Raw genomic sequence first — 24899 nt, 5'->3', positions numbered from 1 at the left:
GCAAAAGTAAATAGAAAAAATCTCTATTTGAGGAGGATCAATATGATAAAACAATTAGTCGCGGTGGCACCGCATAAGGCAGCTATCTTGGAATGTGAGGATCGCCCAATAAAAGCAGGTGAAGTGAGGGTTCAGGTAGAGTTCGCTTCACCGAAGCACGGTTCGGAGCTGGCGGGTTTTAGAGGAGAAAGTCCGCACATGGATGAGTATTATGATGAATCTTGGCACACCTTTTTACCACGTCCTGAAACCGATAAAAAGGGCGTTAATTTCGGAAATTGGAATCTAGGAAACCAATGGGTAGGCATCATCACTGAAGCAGGCTCAGAGGTTGTCGATTACAAGGTTGGGGACAGGGTTTGCGGATATGGCGGGATTAGAGAAACTCATATAGTTAACGCAGTAAATAACTTTTACCTATTAAAAATGCCAGAAGAGATGTCCTGGAAAAGTGCTGTATGTTTTGATCCCGCCCAGTTTGCATTGGGAGGAATCAGAGATGCCCATGTTAGGGCAGGAGATCGGGTCGCTATTATAGGTTTAGGTGCTATTGGACAGTTGGCAGCACAAATGGCCAAATTAGCAGGAGCTAGCTATGTTGCAGTTGTTGACCCGATTGAAAAACGCCGTCAAGTTGCATTACATACTGGTGCAGATGAAGCCTTCGATCCCCTCAATCAGGATGTAGGCTTGGAATTAAAGAAAGCAACCAATAAATTAGGTGTCGATGTTGTCATTGAAACAAGTGCGAATGAATTTGCCCTTCAGCAGTCGTTAAGAGGATTGGCATACGGAGGTACCATCGCATATGTTGGCTGGGCTCGTCCTTTTAAAGGTGGTTTGGATCTTGGCAGAGAAGCCCATTTTAATAATGCCAAAATTGTATTCTCCAGAGCATGTAGTGAGCCCAATCCGGATTACCCCCGTTGGAGCTGGAGACGTATTGAAGAAACTTGCTGGAAAATGTTGTCGGAAGGAATGCTTAATTGTGAAGGCATCGTAGATCCGGTGGTTCCTTTTGAAGAATCTGCGTCAGGATATGAAAGAAATGTAGATTTGTTTCCAGATCAAAGCGTAAAGCTGGGAGTTAAGTTTTAATGAACAGGAGGAAAAATAGTGAAATTTGCCTTGCAGGATAAGTTAACCGGATTAAAAAATTATCAGGAGATTTTTGAGGTGGCTCTAAGCCTTGGCTTTGATGGAGTGGAAATTACCCATTTTGAAGGCCCATTAACCAAAGAGACTTCACGTTCAATTCTTCATGCTTCACATGCAACAGGAATTCAGGCAAGTGCAGTATGCGGAGGTTATAACTATTGGATTGGGGATTTTGATGAAACGAATCGACTCGAAGCCGTCCAAGGCATCAAATCATCATTGCAATATACCGCTGAGATTGGTGCGCAAGGCTTAATTGCCCCAGCAGCTTATGGGATGTTTTCAAGAAAATTGCCGCCTTTTCATCCTCCGAGAGGTGTGGAAGGGGATCGAAAAGCCTTGCTGGATTCCTTAACAAGAATTGCAGAGGATGCTGAAAAATTTAATGTTAATTTTTTCCTGGAACCCTTGAACCGGTACGAAGATCATATGTTAAACACCGTTTCCCAAGCAGTTTCACTCGCGAAGGAAGTCGGCAGTGACAAGATAAAAGTAATGGCAGACTTTTTTCACATGTCCATTGAGGAACCAAAAATAGAAGAGGCAATTGCTTTGTATCATCCTTATATAGGTTATTATCATTTGGCAGACAGTAACAGGCTGGAACCGGGAAAAGGCCACACGGATTTTGCCGAACCTCTTGCTCTTTTGAATAACATCCAATATAAAGGGTTTTTGTCTTATGAATGTGGTTTAAGTGGTGAAGCGCAAAAGTCATTGCTAGAGTCTATCACATTCTTAAAAAACGTACAAAAAATAACCCATATTTAAGGGGGAGCATTTATGAGTAAGAAATTGTCTGTTTCATTGATTTTAACAGGTTTTCTATTAAGTACCTCCTTGACTGCTTGTTCTTCTACAATGAATGCGCCAACCAATAATGCGAAAATAGAGCGGAAAGAAGCCGGGAAAGATGAGCAGATAACCTTAACGATTTGGGATAATCTTACACAGCCGGATTCAGGGGTCATAATTGAAACCATAATCAAAAATTACGAAACAGAAAATCCAAACGTAGACATCAAAAGAAACACCATGAAACATGAAGATTTAAGAAATACGATTAAACCTGCGCTAAATAGTAATAAAGGACCAGACCTATTTTTGTACGATTCCGGACCAGGATATTTGGGAGTGCTAGCAAAATCCGGACTAGCTTTGGATTTATCAAACTATGATAAACAATATGGCTGGAGTAAGCGCTTTCCTGCATGGGTAAATGATTTGGTTACTTTTGACCAGAAACGGTATGGTATCGGGAATGAAGTAGAATTGATTGGTGTTTATTATAATAAAAAGATTTTTAGAGAGTTAGGTGTCGATGTTCCAAAAACATATGAGGAGTTTTTGCAGATAGCGGGAATGGCCAAGGAGAAAGGGATTATACCACTTTCATTCGATGACAAAGACCAATGGCCGGCATTCCATTTAGAAAGTGTGTTTTATACTGCTGCAGTTGGCAAGGAAAAAATTGAAAAAGTGTTAAGCAAGGAAGAAGGCTTTGACCAGCCGGTCTTTGCCGAAGCATTGGATACTTTTCAAAAGTTGATAAAGGATGGTTATACTTCCAAAAGCCCGTTATCCGTTTCTTATGATGATGGAAATAAAGAGTTTTTCTCCGGAAAAGCCGCAATGCGTATAACTGGAACATGGATGGTAGCAGAGATGATTACAGAAATGAAAGATGACGTTGGATTTTTCCTAATGCCTTCCGTGAAACCGGAACTTCCATTGTCGGCACCAGGAGGAATCGGATCTGCGATGGTGATTTCCGCAAAAACCCAGTATCCGGATGAAACTGCTAAATTCCTGGATTATATGTTTAATGACCAATCTGCAAAAATTTGGTATGAAAACAGTAAAATTATCCCGGTTGAAATGGATGTCAATTCGTTAAAAGTTCCTGCATTGGCAAAGGACGTTATTAACATGGCAAATTCACCTGCTGGTCTTTCTCATAATATCGATGTTCTCATGCCGCAGCGAGTAAATGATATAACAGAGAACGTTATGCAGCAGTTAATTGCAGGAAAAATGACAGGGGCAGAAGTAGTGAAAGAAAAACAAAAAGCATTGGAAGAAGAAATTAAGGCTGGAAATTATTAATCTATTAAACCTTCATTAGTGATAGGTGCCTTAGAAAAACCTATCACTCTTTTTTAAAAGAAATAAGAGTAGGACATGAGTTATATGAAAATACAAAAACAGGCTAGGGTACATCTATCAACAAGTGAGTGCTTAAGCATATCTGATTAAGGAGGGAAAAATGAGTGAATTTAGTATTTAAAAAACTAAAGCAATTTAAACCTATCTTTTTTATCCTTCCAGCTTTGTTTTTTTACGTTATTTTTTTGGCAAAACCAATCATTTCTACCGTTCAATATAGTTTTTATCAATGGGACGGAGCAAGTCCAGTCATGAAGTTCGTTGGGTTCGATAACTACAATCGAATGATCCATGATCAAGTATTTTGGAGTGCACTGGGCCATAACATTTTTTGGATTATCGGAACGGTTATTCTACCTCTAGGAGTAGGGCTTGTATTAGCCATCCTATTATCGAATAAAGCAGTAAAAGGTAAATTGATATTCAGGGTGTCTTATTTTTTGCCGGTAATCGTTTCGTTGGTGGCGGTCGGAATCATTTGGAACTGGATTTACCATCCGGATTTTGGAATCATTAACAGTTTTTTTAGATTTATTGGTTTAGACGGCTTGGCTCAAGCTTGGCTGGGCAATGAAAGAACGGTATTACCGGCTTTATTAATCGCTGGCAGCTGGACCTATTACGGATTCTGTATGGTTATTTTCCTAGCGGCGATTCAGGGGATCGACAATACCTACTACGAGGCAGCGAAAATTGAAGGGGCGAACTATTTCCAAACGTTTTTCTATGTCACTGTTCCCTTATTGAAAAGCACCATAACACTATTGGTCTTAAATTCATTAATCGGATCCTTTAAAGTATTTGATCTTATATTCTTAATGACAAAAGGCGGCCCATACCATTCCTCGGAAGTGATAGGAACTTATATGTTCAATGAAGCATTTACGATGAATAATATTGGATACGGATCGGCTATTTCAATTGCATTAGCTCTGATTATCGCAATTTGTTCGATTACGTACATGAGATTCGTTGAAAGAGCTGATTAGGGGGAAGAAATATGAATCATAATGAGGGATATTCTTATCAGATAAAAAAACAGAGGCTGGCGGCACTAGTGATGCCCGGATTTCTTGAAAAATTTAAAATAAGCAAATTGATGATCTACTTCATTTTGGTAACGTTTCTATTTATTTCAATCATGCCGGTTTTATGGATTGTACTGGCTGCCTTAAAAGATTCTAGTGAATTGAGTAATAATCCATTTTCTTTCCCTCAATCTATTACATTCGAAAATATAATAGAGGCCTGGACGGTTGGCAAAATGGGAAAATATTTCTTGAATAGTATTATCGTAGCTTTCCCTCGAGTCATCGTAATCTTAATCTTGGCAACCATGGCAGGTTATGCTTTCGGGAAGTTGAAATTTCCCGGCAAAAATGCACTCTTTTACTTTTTTTTACTTGGTTTAATGGTGCCGATTCAGGCGATGATTATTCCCTTATATTACAACATCCAAGGTATGGGGCTTATTAATACCTTTTGGGCAATGATTATTCCGAATTTCGGGCTGTCGATGCCTTTTGCCATATTTATGATGCGGGCATTCTTTAAAGATCTTCCGGATGAGCTAATGGACTCTGCCAAAATTGACGGCTGTAACGAGTTTCAAACCTTTTTTCGCGTATACCTTCCTTTGATGGTGCCTGCAATCACCTCCTTATTTGTTTTTGAGTTTATGTGGGCATGGAATGATTTCTTGTTGCCGCTATTGTTTGTTTATGATGATGCTTACCGAACTTTGCCACTTGGATTGATGTATTTCTTTGGTGAATATACTGCTGACCAATCTTTAATTGCTGCAGGTGTAAGTATTTCAATTGTACCGATTATTGTTGTTTATATTATTTTCCAAAGAAAGTTCATTGAAGGGATTACGGCAGGTTCTGTGAAGGGATAATAACTGTTCAGTGGGAGAGATAAATAATGGAGAAAATAAAAGTTGGAATTATCGGAACAGGGTTTATTGGACCTACTCACATTGAGGCTATTAGAAGGCTTGGTTTTGTGGAAGTAGTAGGTTTGGCGGAAACGAGTATGGAAATGGCGGAAAAAAAAGCAGCTGAGTTTGCCATTCCAAAAGCTTTTGGTGATTATCGTGAAATGCTGAGAGACAGCGAGATCCAGGTTGTGCACAATTGTACGCCAAATCATGTGCATTTTATGATAAATAAGGAAATTATTTTGGCAGGCAAGCATGTCATTTCTGAGAAACCGTTGGCGATGAATATTCAAGAGTCAACAGAATTGTTGGAACTGGCAGAGAAACATGGCGTTGTCCATGGAGTGAATTTTAATTATAGACAGTATGCGACTATCCAAAATTTGCAAGCAAAAATTGCAAACGGCGACCTTGGAAAGGTGAAACTTGTGCATGGCAGCTATCTGCAGGATTGGTTATTGTATGAAACAGACTTTAACTGGCGTCTTGCCCCGGAAGTGGGTGGTAAATCCCGGGCAATTGCCGACATTGGTTCCCATTGGTGCGATACGGTCCAATTTGTAACCGGAAAGCGGATTGTGGAAGTTTTCGCCGATTTGGCAACCGTGGTTCCTGTCAGAAAGAAAGCCAAAAATGCGATTGCTACTTTTAGTACACAAACTCCGGATGAACAAGAATATGAAGAAATTCCAATCCATACAGAAGATTATGCATCCGTTCTTGTCAGGTTTGAAGATGGTGGAAGAGGAGTCTTTACCGTCTCCCAAGTTAGCGCTGGCCGGAAAAATAGATTAAGCTTTGAAATCAATGGCAGCCAATGCTCCGTTTTCTGGAATCAGGAAGAACCTGAAAAATTATGGATTGGACATAGGGATCGAGCGAATGAAACTCTATTGGCGGATCCTTTCCTGTTTACGGTAGAAGCAAGGACACAAATTCATCACCCCGGCGGACACAATGAGGGCTGGCCAGATGCATTAAAGAATATGATGCTGAATTTCTACTCTTTTGTTCGTGATGGCAAGAGTCTGAAATCAGACAAGCCAAATTTTGCAACATTTAAAGACGGCCATAATTCCATGTGTATCACAGACGCTATCTTGGAGAGTAATGAGCAGCAAAAATGGGTGAAGGTTCAGACTTTAAAGGAGGTATATGCATGAAACTGGGGGTATTTACCGTTCTCTATCAGAATCTGCCTTTTGAAGTGATGTTGGATAAATTGGCGGACATGGGAGTGGAGGCCGTGGAATTGGGCACCCGAATTGGGTACCGGGAAGTATCCCGGCAATCAACACTGTAATCCAGATGAATTGCTCTCATCTGAAAAAATAAGGTCTTTCCTGCGTACAATCGAAAGCAGGGGTTTAATGATTAGCGGATTAAGCTTGCTTCTATTGATGAGGGTCTAAGTAAAGCGATTTTGGCTCTAAAGAGCAAAATATTAGAAAAGCAAAAACGAAAAGCAGTGAATTTCATTATGAAATAGCACTGCTTTTGCATTTAAAAATATGGAGGGGTTTTTATGCCACTATGTATGGCACACAGGGGTTTTTCGGGGATAGCACCAGAAAATACCTTAATCGCTTTTGAAAAGGCTTTGGAATTAGATTTTGTTACGTCAATTGAATTGGATGTCCAACTATCCAAAGACGGAATTCCAGTGATTATTCACGACTTTTCGTTAGAACGGACGACGAATGGTTTCGGGTTTGTGAAGGATAAAACGTTCCATGAATTAAGGGAATTGGATGCTGGAAGTTGGTTTTCAAATCATTATGGCGGAGAGAGAATACCAAGTTTGGAGGAGGTTTTAACATTTTTGAAGAACAAAGGCTGTTTTGTAAATATCGAATTAAAAACAGCTGGCGGCCAATACAAAGGGTATGAACACACTATTATTGATTTGGTTAAGAAATACGATATGGAAAAAACAGTTTGTTTGACCTCCTTTGACCATGAAGTCATAAAAAATATTAAAAACATAGAAACGGAAATTAGGACAGGTTTAATTATCGAGGGAAATCCTGTATTGTTACGTGAACAATTATTAGAGTGCGGAGCAACTATTCTTTCAATTAACGTGAATTTCTTGACTTATGAATTAGTGGAAAGGTTAAAAAAGGATGATATTGACATAGTTACCTGGACAGTAAATGATGCTGAAACGATGGAAAAGGTTATCGGGATTTCGAAGGATATTTATATCTGTACGAATTTCCCTGATAGATATATGGAAATAGTAACAAACATAATAAATAAATAAATAAATAAATTTGTTAAAGTAATGGTACAGACACATAAGATGAGCCCGACAAAAATGAAATAAGGTGAAGTAAAATGGACTTTATAGATTACTATTTTAACCCGAATGATCTCTTGTTCGTGAAGCGCCTGGGGTTATCTGCCCTGCTTGGGTGCATGATTGGCTGGGAAAGAGAGTACTCAAATAAAACAGCAGGTTTAAAAACACATCTGTTGGTATCATTGGGAAGTTGTTTGTTGATGCTCCTGTCTATTTATGGTTTTTTGGATTGGATAAACCATCCAAACGTCCGCTATGACCCATCACGTTTAGCTGCACAAGTCATAAATGGTATAGGTTTTTTGGCAGCAGGTTCTATATTGGTGAGACCGAATTTAGTCGTGTCTGGGCTAACTACTTCGGCTTCTCTTTGGGTAGCAATGGGAATTGGATTGGCAGTTGGTTCCGGAAATTATTTCATGGCCATTGCAACTACAACACTCGTACTTCTGGTATTAACCATTATCCCGCGTGTTGAGGAACGGCTTATAAGAAGATCAAGATGGGATTTAGATCTCCTGGTGGAGGATAAACCAGGTGTGCTTGGAAAAATTACATCATTTTTAGGAGGACACAATATAAATATATTGAAAATAAATACATCTATCTTAAAAGACTCAGATTATCAAGTTTCTATAAAAATCAAGGTGAAAACAAGAAAAGGATTAGATGATGTCCTTATTGGAGTTCAAAGGATTGAGGGAGTCATTGAGGTATCGAATAATATGGTCGATATTAGAAAGCGTAGTCATCTCAGGGCATCCAATCTATGAGAGGCTTGATCATTGTAGAAACTGCCAATTATCAAGATTTAATAAAGCTGAACGGAGGGGATAACTAAGATATAATATACATATTAGTGAAAAAACAGTAGAGCGGAGTCCATTACTACTTCCAAGAAGGAAATCTGGGAGCATTTCAGCAGAGTATAGTTGCACTTTGACAGTATTTTTAAAATACTGACTTTTTATCTTTTCGAGGATAATTATAAGTTATAATTATAGTAAATTAATATCTGACGGTTCGAGATTTGGAGAGACCAAAACGCCAGTTATAGCATTTGCTATAATTTACGTTTCGGTCTCTTTTTTTACAGATTGCTAATTTGATGATTCACATAGGAGGAACCATAAATGACATTTTCAGCATTAAAAAGAGAAGAGCAGCTTAAAATCATATCGGAAGAACAGTATGACCTGCTTATTATTGGCGGCGGCATCACGGGGGCAGGAATCGCTTTGGATGCCTCCCTCCGAGGAATGAAGGTTGCTCTCATTGACATGCAGGACTTTGCGGCAGGTACGTCAAGCCGTTCAACCAAGCTAGTTCATGGAGGATTACGATACTTAAAGCAATTTCAAGTTGGTTTGGTTGCAGAAGTAGGTAAAGAACGGGCAATCGTTTACGAAAATGGCCCACATGTTACCAAGCCTGAATGGATGCTTCTTCCCCTCCATAAAGGCGGGACATTCGGTCCTTTGAGTACATCTATCGGTTTACGCGTTTACGATTATTTAGCTGGCGTGAAAAAGTCTGAACGCAGACGCATGCTTTCACGGAATGAAACCATTTCGAAAGAACCGCTTATAAAAAAAGAAGGACTCAAGGGTGGAGGGTATTATGTTGAATACCGTACAGATGATGCCAGATTAACCATTGAAGTCATAAAGGCTGCCTACGAAAATGGAGCAAATTTAATAAACTATGTAAAAGCTGAGGAGTTTATTTATCACAATGAAGTGATAACCGGTGTCAAGGCGAAGGATATGCGTACAAACAAGATAGTAAGCATCACTACGAAAAAAGTGGTAAATGCGGGTGGTCCCTGGGTTGATCATATTCGTAAAAAGGATTACTCAAGGAATAACAAACAGCTCCGTTTGACAAAAGGTGTACATATTGTTATCGATCAGGCTGTCTTCCCGCTGCGCCAAGCCGTATATTTTGACACTCCAGATCGACGGATGGTGTTTGCGATACCCCGTGACGGCAAAACCTATGTAGGAACCACAGATACATTTTATGGTGAGGACGCGACTCGTCCCAAAATGCTTGAGGAAGACCGTGAATATATATTGAATGCCATACATTTTATGTTTCCGGAGGTAAAGGTTTCAAACAAAGACATAGAATCGAGCTGGGCAGGCGTCCGTCCATTAATATACGAAGAAGGAAAGGATCCTTCAGAGATATCACGTAAAGATGAAATATGGGAAGGAGAAAGCGGCCTCATTACAATTGCGGGAGGCAAATTGACCGGATACCGGAAGATGGCAGAGTCAGTCGTGGACCTTATTGCAAAACGCCTTGGGGAAAATGGGCAATTTTTTAAAGAATCAAAAACAAAAACATATCCTATTTCAGGCGGCAAAGTCGGAGGTTCTAAAGGGTTTTATGAATATATTTCCCTTAAAGAACAAGAAGCAATGGAGGCAGGATTCACCAAGGAAGAAGGCCGCCGCCTTGTCCAAATGTACGGTTCAAATGTGAATGAAATTTTCCATTACGCAAAAACATTCGAGGTGTTAGAAAACACAAAATTAACGAAAATCGTTTATGCGCAACTAATGTACTCAATTGAGCATGAAATGGCATCTACACCTGCGGATTTCTTCATTCGCCGTACAGGTGTCCTATTTTTCAATATCAACTGGGTCCGTACATGGAAGGATGAGGTACTGTCATTTATGGAGAAAAAATTTAATTGGAATAAGAAACAGACAGCTCTTTATAAAGAGGAGCTCGAAATAGAGCTAAAAGATGCCGTCATACCTGTCGATTTGAAACAAAACAAAGCCATTTGAGGGAGCTGGTGCTCTCTCTTTTTTGCTTTTTAAAAGGAGTATTAGATTTATCTATATATGTGAACTAAGTGTGATTATTATACTAAGATAAACTTGAAATTATTGGTTACATTAAAATTTGGAGGTGATTTTTAATGGCAGATAACAAAAAGAACAGTCGTTCATCAGAGGCTGAAATACTTGCTAATCAAGCGGAGGCGTCGCGACACCAAGCTGGGTCTTCAGGCAAATATGGAACGGAATACGCTAGTGTGGATAACAAAGTAACAAGGAAAATTGAACCATAGAAAAAAAAGGCACCCGCTTATTGGGTGCTTTGACAGTCTGCGGCGAATTAAAAATATTAGTGTTAATTTCGCCTGCCAATTACTTGACTATACTTAAAAGATTCACTCCAAGTAATGAGTTTTCACTGGGCTTTATTTATGTTTCCTTAATGTTTTTTTTAGTTTGGATATAAAGTTTATTGCCTAGTTTGGCTGATATTCGCAAGCCGTATTGAATAACTTTTTCAATTAATAACTGTTGTTTTTCATCTGTTTGGTTGATGTCAACGTAACCAATACTTAATGCTCCTATTAATTCGTTGGAGTGATTGAATATGGGAGCGGCGACAGAGGAGGTGCCTTTGGTTCTTTCTCCGTGGCTTTCTCCAAAACCTTTTTGCTGAATGGTGTTTAGCTGTTGTAAAAACGAATCCATTTCTTCTTTTGGTACTAACTCACTTATGATTTTTAAAGCCTCGCCCCTATTCATATGGGCCAGCATGACTTTATTGGCAGCCCCGATATTCATTGGGATTCTAATTCCCAACTGGTCATAAATCCGGATTGGATTATGCGGACAATCAATTCTTTCGACCACTAAAGCTTCCAAGCCAATAGGCTTACTGAAATAAACGCTCTCCTCCACTTTATGCATTAATGACTCCATTTCAGGGCGGATCAGCCCGACAAAATCAAAGGTATCATACATTTGTAAGCCATATTCCAGCCAGGAATACCCCAATGAATAGAGTTTAAGATTCGGATCCTGCTGAATTAATCCATGTTTGATCATGGATTGTAGAAGACGATGCATGGTGCTTACAGGCAATTCACACTCCTTTGATAAATCTGTAATCGAGAACCAATTTTTAGTATCACTTTGGGATAGAACTTTAATTACTTGCATAGCTCGGTCAATTGTTTGCAATTTATTCAACCCCAATCATTATGTTTATCAACTACGTAAAGAAAGGAATAATTATTTTTTTCAGTAAATTCAAAATTCATTGACAAGTATTTCTAGTTTTAATAATATCATATTATAAGTTTCCATTAAAAGAAAAAGTTTTCCACTATGCGGAAAAGGAGGTTGAAAATTTGTTATCATCAATGTACAAAAATCTTAACAAGGTGATTTTAAAACATCCAAAGGATGCTTTTATCAGTCAGGACCATTTAGGAAATGAATGGAAAAGGTTTAACTACATGAATGAACCAGATTTTATTAAGGCACAAGATGAATTTGAACAGTTTCTTTCCATCATTAAGGAACATGTGACTGAAATTGAATTTTTACCTGCAGCAGAGACTGTTGGATTAGACTCCCTTTATGCCCATGATCCTGTAAAATTTACGAAACAAGGGGCAATTATTTTAAAATCTGGGAAAAAATTACGACAACCAGAGGCTGAGGCTTATAAACAATATTTGCAAGAAAAGAAGATTCCTATATTAGGAGAACTGACTGGGGACGCGATGGCTGATGGAGGAGACATTGTATGGCTCGATGATCGTACGTTATTGATTGGCCGTGGTTATCGGACGAATGATGAGGCCATTAGACAAATCCAGGAGATGACAAAAGAGTTGGTAGACGAGTTCGTTGTTGTTCAATTGCCTCACGACCAGGGGGAGGAAGAATGTCTTCATCTCATGTCCATTATTAGTATCGTCGACGAGAACCTGGCAGTGGTTTATTCAAGGCTTATGCCGGTATTTCTTCGGCAGCTGTTAATCAAGCGAGGTTTTCAATTAATAGAGGTGCCCGATGACGAGTATCACCGTCTAGGCTGCAATGTTCTTGCGTTAGCGCCAAGAGTCTGCGTAATGGTTTCAGGTAATCCATCAACAAAGGAGCAATTACTTGAAGCAGGCGCAACTGTTTATGAATATGAAGGAAATGAAATTTCTTATTTAGGAACGGGGGGACCAACATGTTTAACATGTCCAGTAGTGAGAGGATAAAAAAGGAGAATAATGTCATGTTTAACAATACGATTGTTAAAATACCAAGTGATAGCTATGTCAATGGCTTAACCACTTCCGATTTAGGAAGACCTAATCTCGAACTAGCTTTAGAGCAGCACCAGGCCTATATAGAGGCGTTGAAAAAATGCGGAACAACCGTAACGGTCCTTCCTAGTAATATAGAATTTCCGGATTCTACTTTCGTTGAGGATACAGCGGTATTGACACCTAATTTCGCTGTGATTTCAAATCCAGGGGCACTTTCCCGGAATGGAGAAATCCATGAAATGGAACCTGTACTCAAGTCTTTCTATGAATCTATTTATAAAATTAAGGCTCCAGGAACTCTTGATGGAGGTGATATCCTGCAGATTGAGGATCATTTTTATATAGGAATTTCGGCCAGAACTAATCATGATGGTGCGTTGCAATTAAAAACGATCCTAGAATTGGAAGGTTACAAAGGTACCATTGTTCAGTTAGAGAAATTCTTTCATTTAAAAACAGGTATTGCTTATTTAGGAAATCAAACGATTGTGGTCGCAGGAGAATTTATTGATCATCCGGAGTTTAACCAATATCAAAAAATAGTTGTTCCACCTGAAGAGGAATACGCAGCAAATTGTATCCGTATAAATGACTTTGTCATCATCCCTGCGGGTTATCCTATAACAAAACAAAAAATTACTACTGCAGGCTTCCAGACAATCGAACTCGAAATGTCTGAATTCCGTAAACAGGATGGCGGATTAAGCTGCTTGTCACTGCGCTTTTAATAAATAGCCTGTATTAAATGCAATTCTTGATTTCGTACCTAGTTGATTTGTGCAGAAGGTGCGAGACTCCGTCCGGGAGGACGGGGCAGGGGAAATACCGCAGGCGCCAATGGCGCCGAGGAGGCGGTTAGTACCCGCGGAAAGCGAAGCACCTGGTGCGCAAATCAACAGCCAAATTATAAACAGCTATTCATAAAGGGGTAAAGCTATTTTAAGAGGGGTGGGAGAGGGAATGGAAACAGTTAATCAGGTAAGTCAGGAAAATCAATTAAATCGTTCCATGAAGCGCAGGCATTTATTTATGCTTTCATTAGGGGGAGTTATTGGAACGGGCTTGTTTTTAAATGCTGGTTATACAATTAATCAATCGGGAGCCGGCGGTGCACTAGTCGGGTATTTGTTTGGCGGGATTATTTTGTACTTGGTCATGGTCTGCCTAGGAGAGCTCGCTGTTCATATGCCGGTAACCGGTTCTTTTCAAACATATGCCAGTAAATTCATTAGTCCTTCTGCCGGGTTTTCTTTAGGATGGATGTATTTTATTGGGTCGGCCACTACTGCAGGGGTAGAGTTTACCGCGGCCGGTATCTTGATGCAGAGGTGGTTCCCAGATGTTTCCGTCTGGATATGGTGTGCGTTGTTTATACTGTTGTTATTCGGACTTAATGCCTTAACAACAAGAGGTTTCGCCGAGGCGGAATACTGGTTTGCCGGTATCAAGGTAATAGCTGTTATCTTTTTTATCATAATAGGTGCCGGAGCCATTTTTGGAATTATTCCTCTTGAAGACAGACCTGCTCCACTATTAGAAAATCTAGCTCCATCTGGTTTATTCCCGGCTGGGATTGCTATTCTCTTTGTCACGATGATGAATGTGATCTTTTCCTATCAAGGATCCGAATTAATCGGGATTGCTGCCGGAGAGAGCGAGGAACCTTCTAAGAATATCCCTCGTGCAATTCGCAACGTGTTATTTAGGATCATTGTCTTTTATTTGGCCTCTATTATAATCTTATCAGCAATTTTTCCAACCGAGGAACTCGGTTTACTCGAGAGTCCATTCGTTACTTTAATGGATTTGGCTGGAATTCCATTCGCACCAGATATAATGAATTTTGTTATCCTGACAGCGATATTATCAGTAGGAAACTCTTGTATCTATGCGTCCACCCGTCTTTTGTGGGCAATGGCTCATGAGGGAATGGCACCAAAACGGTTTGGGAAACTTTCAAAACGTAAGGTTCCATTTACAGCTCTCGTCTTTACGATGATATTCTCACTATTATCCCTATTGACAAGTGTTATTGCCGCAGATACAGTTTTCGTTCTATTGATGTCTGTTGCCGGAATATCCGTAACCATCTCCTGGATAGGAATTGCGCTCTCTCAGTTAATGTTCCGGCGTAAATATTTGAAGGACGGTGGGAAATTAGAGGACTTGCAATACAAAGTCCCATTGTACCCGTTAATCCCATTGATATGTATCGTATTCTGCGTATCCATACTTATATTCCTTGCCTTTGACCCAACACAGCTAATAGGGCTGCTAATCGGTCTAGGATTCCTAGTAATATGCTATGTATCCTACCACTTCAAAAACAAACAAACCAAAGCAAACTCAGAAACAAATATAAAAGGATAACATGGCAGAAACAAACATGGTTGATAATAATTGGTGAAACAAACATTGGTGACAGGCACCGCTCGTGGACAGTGTCCATCTAGGGTGGACACTTATTGGATTGGTAAAGGGGGATAGGATTATGGAACATCTTAGGTGGGGAACACCGGATAGGCTGCGGAGTTTATTGTGTGAACTGGTGAGCTGGAAAAGCATGACGTTAACTGATGGGGAGCGTGAGTTTCCTGGCAAGGTTCAGGCGAAACTTCAGGGGTTAAAGTATTTTCAAGAGAATCCCGACCTTTTGGGTCTTTATGAGGCTGATTTAGGGCGGAGATTTTTAGCAGGGTTGTATAAGTGTGATCGTGAGGAACAGGATACAATTGTTTTACTAAGTCATTTTGATACGGTAAACACTGAAGAGTATGGGGACTTAGAGGAGTATGCCTATCTGCCGGAGGAATTGACGAAATTACTATTAAATAGAATGGGTGAACTAGACGGGGAGGCTCTTAATGATCTCCTATCTGGTGAATATTTATTTGGCCGGGGCACAATGGATATGAAGATGGGACTGGCAATGCATATGGGGTTATTGGAAAAAGCAACGGTTGAGAAATGGCCGATAAATCTCCTCCTGCTGACTGTCCCTGATGAAGAGGTAAACTCATCCGGTATGCGTGCGGCTGTAACGAAACTGTTGGAATTAAAAGATAAACATAATCTCACCTATAAGCTTTTCCTAAATGGGGAGCCGGTATTTACGCAAGAACCAGGTGACAGAAGTTTTTATGTGTATTCTGGGTCCATTGGAAAAATTATGCCATCTGCACTCTTTTATGGAAAAGAAACACATGTCGGCGAACCACTAAGTGGCATTACAGCGCCATTTATTGCCTCATTTTTGACGCAGAGAATGGAGTGGAATTTAACTCTGCAAGAAATGATGAATGGTGAAACTACACCACTTCCTGTTACCCTCCAGCAAAAAGATTTACGAATGGAATACTCTGTTCAAACACCTTATCGTACTGCAGCGTTATATAATGTGTTTTTAATGAAACGGACTGCAGATGAAATCATGGAGATTTTTGAAACAGTTGCCATTGATGCTGCCGAAGCATGCAATCAAGCGTATAAAGAGGTTTGTTTGAAGCACTCTGTTCAGCCAGTGGGCGAAGTCCGTGTGTTGCGTTACGAGGATTTACAAACACATGCGACCCGTAAATTCGGATTGGATTTTGTGGAGGAAATAAAGTCTCAAGTTCAGGCTATGCCCAACTGGGATGACCGTGAAAAATCAATACGAATAGCGGACAGTCTAATGATTGAATGTCAGGAGCTTGCACCAGCAATCGTCTTACTCTATGCACCACCTTATTATCCGGCGGTTAATTCATCTGATGATGACCTCGTCAAGAGATGTGTCCAGTTTGTTAGGGACATAGGACAGAGAAGATTTAATTTACCTGTAAAACAGGTGCATTATTTTAATGGAATAAGTGACTTAAGCTATGTGAACTATCATGATGAAGGCGAAGGGTGGACTGCATTTAAAGCGAATACACCAGTATGGGGAAGCAGTTACTGTATACCTTTTGATGCCATGACCCAGCTTTGTGCACCTGTCCTAAATGTCGGTCCATTTGGGAAAGATGCCCACAAACGAACAGAAAGACTGCACATAAAAAACTCTTTCGAAGAGGTTCCATATCTAGTTGAAAATATGATAAAAATGATTATTAAGAGCATGTGTCAATCTGTTCATTGATTTAAGAAACTGGCACCTTCCGCGCAGGAGGGTGCCAGTTAACATTTGTCCTTAAATAAATTCTTTCTATTATACTTTTTTTAATACTCCTCGTTAATATGGGTAAAACAATAAGAAAATCACCTAAATGGAGGCAACTGTCATGGAAGATTCTCCAAAAGAAATCGTTCCACTACCTCAGGAATTTTATGAACAACCTACCTTGGATCTAGCAAAGGCATTGCTCGGGTGCCTCCTCGTAAAAGAAAGCGATCAGGGGATGGCTGCAGGATATATTGTAGAAACAGAGGCATATATCGGTCCAGGTGATAGGGCTGCGCATAGTTACAATAATAAGCGGACGGCTAGAACGGAGGTCATGTTCCATCGTTCAGGGCTTGCCTATACGTATCTCATGCATACCCATTGCCTTTTCAATGTAGTCAGCGGGGGTGAAGAAAAACCTGAAGCCGTACTGGTCCGTGCTCTAGAACCTCGGTATGGTATCGAGCTGATGAAAACCAGAAGAGGAATTCAAGACCTGAATAATTTGACAAATGGCCCTGGAAAATTGACAAAATCATTGGGCATTACAATGGGGGACTACGGCAGCTCACTTACACTTCCACCTTTATATATAGCTAGAGGTATTTGTCCGGAACGCATCTCAGTCGGAAAAAGGATTGGAATAGATAACTCGGGTGAAGCCAAGGATTATCCATGGCGTTTCTGGATTACCAATAATAAATTTGTTTCAAGACATCAAAAATCTGAATTTGTCATTAAAAGTAATGAATAATGAAAATTCTAACAATAATTCATAGACTATTCACTCAATTATGTTAAAATGGAATTTATATTTTACCACTTTAAAATAAAGCATTCTTTCTCTTCAAAACTGAGGCAATCAAACTTTTAATATACTGGAGGCAGCTATGAACTTTGTTAGTACACGCGGCAACGTAAGTAAAATTGGTTTTATCGACACAGTCCTAATGGGGCTGGCAAATGATGGAGGACTATTAGTACCGGAAAAAATTCCACAAATTCCTGCAGGAAAATTAGACGCAATGTCTAAGTTAACGTATCAGGAATTAGCATACGAAATCTTTTCCTATTATGTTGATGGTGAAATTCCAGACAATGACTTGAAAGAACTAATCGAGAAAAGTTATGCGACCTTCCGCCACCCAGAGGTTACACCTGTTCAAAAGCTGAAGGATAACATGTATGTTTTAGAACTTTTCCACGGCCCAACCTTTGCTTTTAAAGATATTGCGCTTCAATTCTTAGGAAATTTGTATTCCTATGTATCCAAAAAGACAGGGGAGTCGATTCATATTCTCGGTGCCACTTCAGGGGATACAGGCGCCTCAGCGATTGAGGGTGTCAGAGGAAAAGAAGGCATTCGCATTTGTATTTTGCACCCACATGGCAAAGTAAGTAAGGTACAAGAATTACAAATGACCACTGTTGATGATAAAAGTGTTTTGAATCTTGCTATTAAAGGAACATTTGATGATGGTCAAAGAATCATCAAGGAATTGTTCGCTGATGTGGATTTTAAAAACAAATACCATATGCGTGCGATCAATTCAATTAACTTTGTTCGAATCATGGCACAGACGGTTTATTATTTCTATGCGTATTTCCAGGTAAAAAAGGAAACTGATTTAACGACGATTAACTTTAGTGTGCCGACTGGAAATTTTGGCGATATCTTTGCTGGTTATCTTGCAAAGAAAATGGGACTGCCGGTTGGGAAACTTATCGTTGCCACTAACGAAAATAATATTTTAGAAGATTTTATCCATGATGGAGTGTACAAGCCCGGTGAATTCCGCAGCACTTTCAGCCCTTCGATGGATATCCAGGTAGCAAGCAATTTTGAACGCTATCTATATTACTTGCTTGAAGAAGATCCAAAGGCCGTGTCGGACTTAATGGAGAAATTCAATTCAGAAGGAAAAATTGTTGTAAGCGACGAGCTGCTTCATAAGGTGCAGCAGGATTTTGCAGCACACGGTGTTAAAGGGGAAGAATGCTTGCAAACAATTAGTAAGTACAATACAGAAACCAGTTATTTACTAGACCCCCATACTGCCTGTGGGGTAGCTGCATACGAAAGCTGTAATAAACCTGGTGAGATTTGTGTCACATTATCAACTGCTCATCCGGCAAAATTTAATGAATCCATTGAGCGTTGTCAGATCCAGCAGACATTCCCTGAGCAAATAAATCAATTATTTAATAAACCACAATATGTAGAAGTTGTTGAAGCTGATAAAGGTGAAATTGTTCGTCATTTAGAAAAGCTTTTTAGTTTTACTACAAAATAAATCCAAAAATTGCGCACCCTCCGGACAGGAGGGTGCCTTTTTACATTTTTAGAACATAGAATATGCTGTCCAACTTTGGATAAAGTAACACTAAAAGAGTAAAAGTAGGTGTTTGTCCTGAAATTTCTTGTACTTGGTGCAATTATTTTTGGTGCTATTGTTTTTTCCTTACTTCCAATTTTATCAGCATACTTTTTTCAACCGACTTTAAAAGACAGCATTAGATTTAATGTTTATTTTCTGCCTCTTTCTTTTTTAGGCAACATTATCCTATCATGGGGTTTCATTCAAGGAAGCAAACTATTTGGAAATACAGTAATGCTTGGTGGTCTTCAAACTGGGGTATATGCAGTGGTTGTTACATTCTTATCTATTTTGTTTTTACAGCAGAAAATCTCCGTTTATTCCATAATTGGTCTTGTTTTAATTGTAATAGGTACGATTTTTTTAAATAAGTAAGTGTCGTATCTTTAAGAAGAAGCTTAGTTCTTCAGGAACTAGGCTATTTTATTTTTTTAAAACAAATAGCACCAAATCTACTGTTTATTACCATGATATTTAAAGAAAATTTAAATATTTCGTCGAATTTCAAAATGTTAATATGTTATATTAAAAAATAGTAGCTTTAAAAGTACAGTTTTTTATGGAGGGGATGGAATTGGTTGGTTCTCATACTTTCCAATCTTCAATAGATTCGAAATTAGTAACAATTTCAGTTATGCACAAAAAAAGTAATCTGGAACATGCTCATAGAGAGATAGAATTGATCTATATGATAAAGGGTAATTTACAGGTCAAAGTTAACAATAAAATCTTTCAAATGAAAAGTTCTGATTTTGTATTGGTGAATTCTAATGAATTTCATTCTTTCCAGTCTGATGAAGAGAATCTATTTATTGTTTTCCATCTTAATTACTTTGAATTAAGCTCACTTCTAGCTCATAAAAATCTATTATTCATTTGTAATTCAATCGAGCACGATCACTCAGCCAATCAAGAATTGAGAACAGTGATGGAGGATTTACTAACGGTTTATATGAAGGTAAACCATTTTTCACAAGTGGAATTCTTAGAAAAAACCTATAAATTCATTTCAACTCTTAAAATGAATTTTTTACAGAATCAAAATCAAATGCTGCTTAATACGTCTAATAAGGGTCGAAATGAACGACTAACAGATATCATTGATTACATTCAAAGCAATTATCGAGAGCCATTATCGTTAGAGGAAGTAGCGAGTATTCATTATCTCTCCATTCCTTATTTATCTAAATTTTTTAAAAAACAAACTGGAAAAACATTTTCACAATACTTGAATGAAATTCGTTTGGCACATGCTGTTAACGAATTGGTTAACTCTGACAAACCAATTACAAGAATTGCATTAGATAATGGATTTCCAAATTTAGCTTCTTTTAATAGAGTGTTTAATGAAAGCTATCAGATTAAACCTGTTGAATACAGAAAACAAATGACAGGTTCGACAGTGGAAGAAAAAGACATTTCAAATGATATTAGCAATCTAGAAAACGATGAAGCTCTAACTGAGCTGCGCGATTATCTTAAAAGTACCGAGGAAAAAAGTATTCAATTAATTTCTGAATCTGGAGGTAATACGGAAACGGAAATTGTAAAAGTTGGAAAAACGGATGCTTTTGTAAAGTATTGGAATAGATTGCTTAATATCGGGTATGCAAAAGATTTATTGAATTCAGATATGCAAGAGCAAATTACCCTTTTACAATCGGAAATCGGTTTTACCTACGCTAGATTTTGGGGATTGTTTGGTGATGATATGCTTCTAGAAGACCGCTCTGGCGGATCCATCATTTACAATTTTTCGAATGCAAACAAATTGCTGGATTTCCTCATTAAGAATAAATTAAAACCTTTCATTGAAATGGGTCCGAAACCAAAAATCATTCAAAAAGCCATTGGTGAGACACTTGTAGTCCAAACTATAAGTGAAAGGACACTGTCAGAATGGCAAAATCTTGTGAAGGCATTTTTGTTACAAAGTATCGAGCGTTATGGTATTGAAGAAGTCGAGAGCTGGTACTTTGAAATGTGGCGGCCTATGGATGAATTTAACAGTGAAACACAGGAAGAAAAAGAATTCTTAGCAAAAATTAAGAATAATCAAATCCAAGAGCCTAAATATAGTGAGTTCTTTAAAATATTTAGTGAATTTAAAAGGACAGCGCAAGAACTGGTTCCTGGAGCAAGGATTGGCGGATGTGGTTTAAGTATGGATCTAGAAGGGGACAAACTGGATTTGTTACTTGAACAATGGAAAAAGGAAGAAATTCAGCCTGACTTTCTCTCTATTTATCTATATCCGATTGAAATAGATCGTGATAAATATCGGGTTCCAATTAAAAATTTACATTCTACTAATCCTCACTATGTGCTAAACAAGTTGAATGATGTGAGAAAATCTTTGAAAAAAGCAGGCTTTGAAAACTTAGAACTTAACGTCACTGAATGGAATATTAGCATATCGAATCGTAACTATCTTAATGACAGCAGTTTTAAAGCAGCCTACATGGTAAAGAATATTGTTGAAAATTTGAATCAAAATCAATTGAAAATGATGGGATACTGGTTATGCTCTGATATTTTTAGTGATTTTCGCGATTCGAAAAACATTCTTCATGGTGGTGCGGGACTGTTGACGAAAAATGGCATCAAAAAGCCGAGTTACCATGCATTTGTCCTGTTAAAGCAATTAGGTGAGATACTAGTAGCAAGAGGTGACAATTATATTGTTACCAAAAAATCCGGCCATCGCTATCAAGTGTTATGTTTTAACTATAAACATTTCAATTATTCTTATTACCTGCATCCTGAGGGCAGTACAGGAATCCACGAGCAATATGAAATTTTTGAAAATAATGAGCCTATGAATCTCTCATTGGAAATACAAGGTATTGCGAATGGGAAATACCGTGTTAAAGAACTAAAATTAAATCGCGAACATGGCAGTATATTAGATGAATGGTTGAAATTCGGTGTGGTGGATGACATCAAACCAGATGAAGTGGATTATTTTAAGCAAATTTGTGTTCCTCATATGAAAGTAGAGCATTCCCTTGTTGAAAATCATTCCATTGTTTTAAAAGGGGAACTTCAACCTCATGAAGTGCGCTTGTTTGAGCTTAATTTGCTATTTGGAGAGAGATAAAATAGAGGGTAAAAATCGTTATGCGATTTTTACCCTCTATCATTTTATTAAGCTATTTCCACTGTCCTTACTTTACGTCCTGCTAAAGGAACAGGTATATAGGCAGTACGCACGACTACATCTAAAGCAATCTCATGACTCCCGTTGGATAAACCACCATCTTTGAGAACTCTTACTGTTAAAGGTTCTCCATATTCCCATTTATAGGAGGTTACGGTTTCCATTTCATCTAACGTAAACCAATCCACTTCATCCACTGAGCACACAATATTATCACGTGCAACCTTCTCACCATCTACTTCAACGCCAATATCATTGACCATGGATAGCGGAATGCCCCGATAATAAGTAATATTTGTCTTCAATTCAAATCCAGTCACGTTACCTGCCTCTATTATATTTTTACAAGTATTTTCAAGGAAAACATTATTATCAAACATATTAATATACCTCCTGGCCTTCTAATTCCTGGATTACATTTCGAATAAGTGACTGATGTGCTAAAACCTGTTCTTTTTCTTTCATTGGATGTCCAGGAAGCACCCAGCGGTTTCCTTCATATTCTGTAGAAACATAACCATCGTAGCCTTTATCATATAAATATTGAAGAATTCCTTTATAATCAATGGAGTATTCTTCTCCCGATTTTGTCATTTCAAATAACTTAAAGTGGAAATGTTTAATGTATGGAAAATATTCATCTAAAACACTGAAAGGTTCATTTTCATATCCATCAGCCATATGAGCAAAGAAGTAATCGGCATCGGATTTTAATAGTTGCTTCAATTCAGTTGGAAATCCATTATGTTCTAGATATACTTTTCTAGGATCTTTTCCTTGCTCGAATATATGATTGATATAATCAGTTACTTCCTGGCGTGTTCCTAAGTGTTTACAATATTCAGCCATAACTCTTGGCAGTCTGGTGCAGAATATCCCTGTATCAATGACAAGACCTACATAAGGAGAATCTAGTCTCTTCATTTCTTTAATGAAATCTTGTGTTTTCTTAACATCGAAGCTCAATCCTGCATGAATTTCCAGCGCTAAGGTAACATTGTATTTTTCAGCGTATGGCAATAATGGTTCAATAACAAAAGCGGGTACCATTGACACCAAACGAATCAACTTAATCCCTAATCGACTTGCAAGTTTAATTTCTTCTATTAGTAAATCAACACACTCTTTTTTAGTTAATTCACGATTTTTATATAAGTTTGTGTTTAAGAAGACGTCTGCAATGACTGGCTTCATTTTATAGGTAGATACTAATCGATCCCATTCTGCTAAAGTTTGTTCCGAAGGATGGGGTGCGTTTTGCATCATCTGATCGGGAATGATTTCAATTCCTTCGACTGAATTTTCTGCTAGAAATTTGAAGATATCCTCTAGGCTCATACGCTTATTTAAGTATTCATCCTGCAAACTATACAAACTTACGCATGTTTTTATTTTGCTCATTAAAAAATCTCCCTTCATTTCTTCTTATTTGATGTCGCTTACATATGTATCATAACCTGTGTTCTCTTCCATTCCTTTTCGTTAATTATCTTAATAGATATATAATTTCGTCTGATTTTCGTTTCTTTTCTTTAATTATAAATAGAGGTTAAAAAAAACAATTAAATTTTTATCCTCTTTTATATTTGGGCGTTGTTATGTATACAAAATGAATTAAAATCTACAATAAATTGGTTAAAAGGTGAGGAGATGAGCATCAACAAATTGATTAAAATAAGGTTGTAAGCGTTACTCAAAAATAAATTGTTATATAGATTGGAAGACCAATAATAAATAGGAAAAGAGTGGATTAAAAATGATGCAGCTTGGAATTATTGCCACACCTACAGAGGAAAGTTTTCAAAAAGCAAAGCGGAAAGGTCTAGAGTTTATCGAAGTCTGTGTGAATGAAGGTCAAGATGTAGACGCCTTTTATCGCGATCGGGAAAATTTAAAAAGATGGAAAGATGAATACGGTGTTGCAGTTGCCTCTATAGGAAGATGGAAGTCTTTACGCATTGATGAAAAGGGAAACGTCATAGAAGAAGAATTAGAGAGGTGCTTTCGATTAATAGATGTTGCAAGTGAATTGGGATGCACCAATTTTGTAAGTGGATGTAATTATGTCGAAGAATTATCCTTTTACGAAAACTGTACAGCAGCAATAAACTTTTTCTCCCTGCTTATTGATTATGCTAAACCAAAAGGAGTAAAAGTCTCTACTTACAACTGCCGAAAAGTAAACTATGTCAATACACCTGAGGTTTGGAAAATCGTTCATGGTCATTTAAAAGACTTAGGAATTAAATTTGACCCATCTCACAGCCGTTATTTTGGCGGGGATTACTTACAAGAAACCTTGGACTGGGGAGAACGTTTTAACCATGTGCATTTAAAAGGTTCGATGATCATTAATGGTCAAAGAGTAGATGATCCGCCAGCAGGTTTGGATCAAACGGATTGGAAAACCTTTATTTCATTATTAAGAGTGAAAGGCTATACCGGGGGCTTAAGTATTGAACCGCATTCACCAGTTTGGACTGGTGAACTTGGTGAAAAAGGAATCGATTTTACAATCGAATACATGAGGAAGCTTGCATTTTAGAGCATGAAGGAGAGG

Annotated in this window: 22 protein-coding genes and 1 pseudogene; 20 read left to right on the top strand and 3 right to left on the bottom strand. The window is 38.3% G+C overall.

Translation table 11 applies throughout. The features are described from left to right. Positions 1 to 45 precede the first annotated feature (45 nt). The 11 genes and pseudogenes from QFZ31_RS10525 (at position 46) to QFZ31_RS10475 (ending at position 10662) form a co-directional block, all read left to right on the top strand. Positions 46 to 1098, top strand: coding sequence for a zinc-dependent alcohol dehydrogenase (locus QFZ31_RS10525; RefSeq protein WP_307311500.1), 1053 nt, complete (start codon positions 46 to 48; stop codon positions 1096 to 1098). Between the two features lie 18 nt (positions 1099 to 1116). Next, entirely contained in the window at positions 1117 to 1929 is an 813-nt protein-coding gene (locus QFZ31_RS10520; RefSeq protein ID WP_307302932.1) for a sugar phosphate isomerase/epimerase family protein, read from the top strand. A gap of 12 nt (positions 1930 to 1941) precedes the next feature. Further along, a complete protein-coding gene (locus tag QFZ31_RS10515) occupies positions 1942 to 3264 on the top strand; it encodes an ABC transporter substrate-binding protein (RefSeq protein WP_307302931.1) in 1323 nt (440 codons plus the stop codon). 164 nt (positions 3265 to 3428) lie between these two features. Next, positions 3429 to 4313: a carbohydrate ABC transporter permease gene (locus QFZ31_RS10510; RefSeq protein WP_307302930.1), complete on the top strand. Its 885-nt coding sequence runs from the start codon at positions 3429 to 3431 to the stop codon at positions 4311 to 4313. Positions 4314 to 4324: 11 nt separating this feature from the next. Next, positions 4325 to 5224 (top strand): carbohydrate ABC transporter permease, encoded by a 900-nt coding sequence (locus QFZ31_RS10505; RefSeq protein WP_307302929.1) that lies wholly within the window; start codon positions 4325 to 4327, stop codon positions 5222 to 5224. A gap of 26 nt (positions 5225 to 5250) precedes the next feature. After that, a complete protein-coding gene (locus QFZ31_RS10500) occupies positions 5251 to 6429 on the top strand; it encodes a Gfo/Idh/MocA family protein (protein ID WP_307302928.1) in 1179 nt (392 codons plus the stop codon). After that, positions 6426 to 6654, top strand: a pseudogene (locus tag QFZ31_RS10495) (sugar phosphate isomerase/epimerase); the annotation flags it as partial. The gene QFZ31_RS10500 and the pseudogene QFZ31_RS10495, both read left to right, overlap by 4 nt. Before the next feature lie 137 nt (positions 6655 to 6791). Further along, on the top strand, positions 6792 to 7532 hold the full coding sequence (locus QFZ31_RS10490) for a glycerophosphodiester phosphodiesterase (RefSeq protein ID WP_307302927.1): 741 nt from the start codon (positions 6792 to 6794) through the stop codon (positions 7530 to 7532). A gap of 74 nt (positions 7533 to 7606) precedes the next feature. Further along, positions 7607 to 8344 (top strand): MgtC/SapB family protein, encoded by a 738-nt coding sequence (locus tag QFZ31_RS10485; protein WP_307302926.1) that lies wholly within the window; start codon positions 7607 to 7609, stop codon positions 8342 to 8344. A gap of 360 nt (positions 8345 to 8704) precedes the next feature. After that, entirely contained in the window at positions 8705 to 10375 is a 1671-nt protein-coding gene (locus QFZ31_RS10480) for a glycerol-3-phosphate dehydrogenase/oxidase (protein ID WP_307302925.1), read from the top strand. Positions 10376 to 10509: 134 nt separating this feature from the next. After that, complete coding sequence (locus QFZ31_RS10475; RefSeq protein WP_307302924.1) at positions 10510 to 10662, top strand: hypothetical protein; 153 nt, start codon at positions 10510 to 10512, stop codon at positions 10660 to 10662. Between the two features lie 136 nt (positions 10663 to 10798). Here QFZ31_RS10475 and QFZ31_RS10470 read toward each other — a convergent pair whose 3' ends face one another. After that, positions 10799 to 11569, bottom strand: coding sequence for an IclR family transcriptional regulator (locus tag QFZ31_RS10470; RefSeq protein WP_307302923.1), 771 nt, complete (start codon positions 11567 to 11569; stop codon positions 10799 to 10801). 182 nt (positions 11570 to 11751) lie between these two features. Between QFZ31_RS10470 and QFZ31_RS10465 the strand changes: the two genes are divergently transcribed. The 8 genes from QFZ31_RS10465 (at position 11752) to QFZ31_RS10430 (ending at position 22279) form a co-directional block, all read left to right on the top strand. Continuing rightward, positions 11752 to 12606, top strand: a complete 855-nt coding sequence (locus tag QFZ31_RS10465) for a dimethylarginine dimethylaminohydrolase family protein (RefSeq protein ID WP_307311496.1) — start codon at positions 11752 to 11754, stop codon at positions 12604 to 12606. 17 nt (positions 12607 to 12623) lie between these two features. Beyond that, entirely contained in the window at positions 12624 to 13385 is a 762-nt protein-coding gene (locus QFZ31_RS10460; RefSeq protein WP_307302922.1) for a dimethylarginine dimethylaminohydrolase family protein, read from the top strand. A 232-nt stretch (positions 13386 to 13617) separates the two neighbouring features. Next, positions 13618 to 15027: an amino acid permease gene (locus QFZ31_RS10455; RefSeq protein WP_307302921.1), complete on the top strand. Its 1410-nt coding sequence runs from the start codon at positions 13618 to 13620 to the stop codon at positions 15025 to 15027. A 121-nt stretch (positions 15028 to 15148) separates the two neighbouring features. Beyond that, positions 15149 to 16777: a M20/M25/M40 family metallo-hydrolase gene (locus QFZ31_RS10450; RefSeq protein WP_307302920.1), complete on the top strand. Its 1629-nt coding sequence runs from the start codon at positions 15149 to 15151 to the stop codon at positions 16775 to 16777. A 142-nt stretch (positions 16778 to 16919) separates the two neighbouring features. Beyond that, positions 16920 to 17555: a DNA-3-methyladenine glycosylase gene (locus QFZ31_RS10445; protein ID WP_307302919.1), complete on the top strand. Its 636-nt coding sequence runs from the start codon at positions 16920 to 16922 to the stop codon at positions 17553 to 17555. Positions 17556 to 17691: 136 nt separating this feature from the next. Further along, the gene (thrC, locus tag QFZ31_RS10440; protein ID WP_307302918.1) at positions 17692 to 19095 is read left to right on the top strand and encodes a threonine synthase; all 1404 of its coding nucleotides are present in this window, start codon (positions 17692 to 17694) and stop codon (positions 19093 to 19095) included. A 108-nt stretch (positions 19096 to 19203) separates the two neighbouring features. After that, on the top strand, positions 19204 to 19554 hold the full coding sequence (locus QFZ31_RS10435) for a hypothetical protein (protein ID WP_307302917.1): 351 nt from the start codon (positions 19204 to 19206) through the stop codon (positions 19552 to 19554). Positions 19555 to 19753: 199 nt separating this feature from the next. Continuing rightward, a complete protein-coding gene (locus QFZ31_RS10430; RefSeq protein WP_307302916.1) occupies positions 19754 to 22279 on the top strand; it encodes a GH39 family glycosyl hydrolase in 2526 nt (841 codons plus the stop codon). Between the two features lie 47 nt (positions 22280 to 22326). On the opposite strand, the gene QFZ31_RS10425 is transcribed toward QFZ31_RS10430, so the two are convergent. Further along, the gene (locus QFZ31_RS10425; protein WP_307302915.1) at positions 22327 to 22719 is read right to left on the bottom strand and encodes a DUF6379 domain-containing protein; all 393 of its coding nucleotides are present in this window, start codon (positions 22717 to 22719) and stop codon (positions 22327 to 22329) included. A gap of 1 nt (position 22720) precedes the next feature. Continuing rightward, positions 22721 to 23740 carry a sugar phosphate isomerase/epimerase family protein gene (locus tag QFZ31_RS10420; protein ID WP_307302914.1) on the bottom strand — a complete coding sequence of 340 codons (1020 nt, stop codon included), beginning with the start codon at positions 23738 to 23740 and terminating at the stop codon, positions 22721 to 22723. A 355-nt stretch (positions 23741 to 24095) separates the two neighbouring features. Between QFZ31_RS10420 and QFZ31_RS10415 the strand changes: the two genes are divergently transcribed. Beyond that, a complete protein-coding gene (locus tag QFZ31_RS10415; RefSeq protein ID WP_307302913.1) occupies positions 24096 to 24884 on the top strand; it encodes a sugar phosphate isomerase/epimerase family protein in 789 nt (262 codons plus the stop codon). Positions 24885 to 24899 lie beyond the last annotated feature (15 nt).

The organism is Neobacillus niacini, assembly GCF_030817595.1.
Taxonomy (GTDB): domain Bacteria; phylum Bacillota; class Bacilli; order Bacillales; family Cytobacillaceae; genus Neobacillus; species Neobacillus niacini_G.
Note: the sequence above shows the minus strand (reverse complement) of the source record. Positions and strands in the feature narration are given on the sequence as shown.

What these genes read in the sequence shown, in the direction of transcription:
- QFZ31_RS10465 (WP_307311496.1), top strand. Translation starts at nt 11,752, where the DNA reads ATGTACAAAAATCTTAACAAGGTGATTTTAAAACATCCAAAGGATGCT.
- QFZ31_RS10505 (WP_307302929.1), top strand. Translation starts at nt 4,325, where the DNA reads ATGAATCATAATGAGGGATATTCTTATCAGATAAAAAAACAGAGGCTG.
- QFZ31_RS10455 (WP_307302921.1), top strand. Translation starts at nt 13,618, where the DNA reads ATGGAAACAGTTAATCAGGTAAGTCAGGAAAATCAATTAAATCGTTCC.
- QFZ31_RS10415 (WP_307302913.1), top strand. Translation starts at nt 24,096, where the DNA reads ATGATGCAGCTTGGAATTATTGCCACACCTACAGAGGAAAGTTTTCAA.
- QFZ31_RS10450 (WP_307302920.1), top strand. Translation starts at nt 15,149, where the DNA reads ATGGAACATCTTAGGTGGGGAACACCGGATAGGCTGCGGAGTTTATTG.
- QFZ31_RS10445 (WP_307302919.1), top strand. Translation starts at nt 16,920, where the DNA reads ATGGAAGATTCTCCAAAAGAAATCGTTCCACTACCTCAGGAATTTTAT.
- thrC (WP_307302918.1), top strand. Translation starts at nt 17,692, where the DNA reads ATGAACTTTGTTAGTACACGCGGCAACGTAAGTAAAATTGGTTTTATC.
- QFZ31_RS10500 (WP_307302928.1), top strand. Translation starts at nt 5,251, where the DNA reads ATGGAGAAAATAAAAGTTGGAATTATCGGAACAGGGTTTATTGGACCT.
- QFZ31_RS10485 (WP_307302926.1), top strand. Translation starts at nt 7,607, where the DNA reads ATGGACTTTATAGATTACTATTTTAACCCGAATGATCTCTTGTTCGTG.
- QFZ31_RS10515 (WP_307302931.1), top strand. Translation starts at nt 1,942, where the DNA reads ATGAGTAAGAAATTGTCTGTTTCATTGATTTTAACAGGTTTTCTATTA.
- QFZ31_RS10420 (WP_307302914.1), bottom strand. Translation starts at nt 23,740, where the DNA reads ATGAGCAAAATAAAAACATGCGTAAGTTTGTATAGTTTGCAGGATGAA.
- QFZ31_RS10480 (WP_307302925.1), top strand. Translation starts at nt 8,705, where the DNA reads ATGACATTTTCAGCATTAAAAAGAGAAGAGCAGCTTAAAATCATATCG.
- QFZ31_RS10475 (WP_307302924.1), top strand. Translation starts at nt 10,510, where the DNA reads ATGGCAGATAACAAAAAGAACAGTCGTTCATCAGAGGCTGAAATACTT.
- QFZ31_RS10460 (WP_307302922.1), top strand. Translation starts at nt 12,624, where the DNA reads ATGTTTAACAATACGATTGTTAAAATACCAAGTGATAGCTATGTCAAT.
- QFZ31_RS10490 (WP_307302927.1), top strand. Translation starts at nt 6,792, where the DNA reads ATGCCACTATGTATGGCACACAGGGGTTTTTCGGGGATAGCACCAGAA.
- QFZ31_RS10425 (WP_307302915.1), bottom strand. Translation starts at nt 22,719, where the DNA reads ATGTTTGATAATAATGTTTTCCTTGAAAATACTTGTAAAAATATAATA.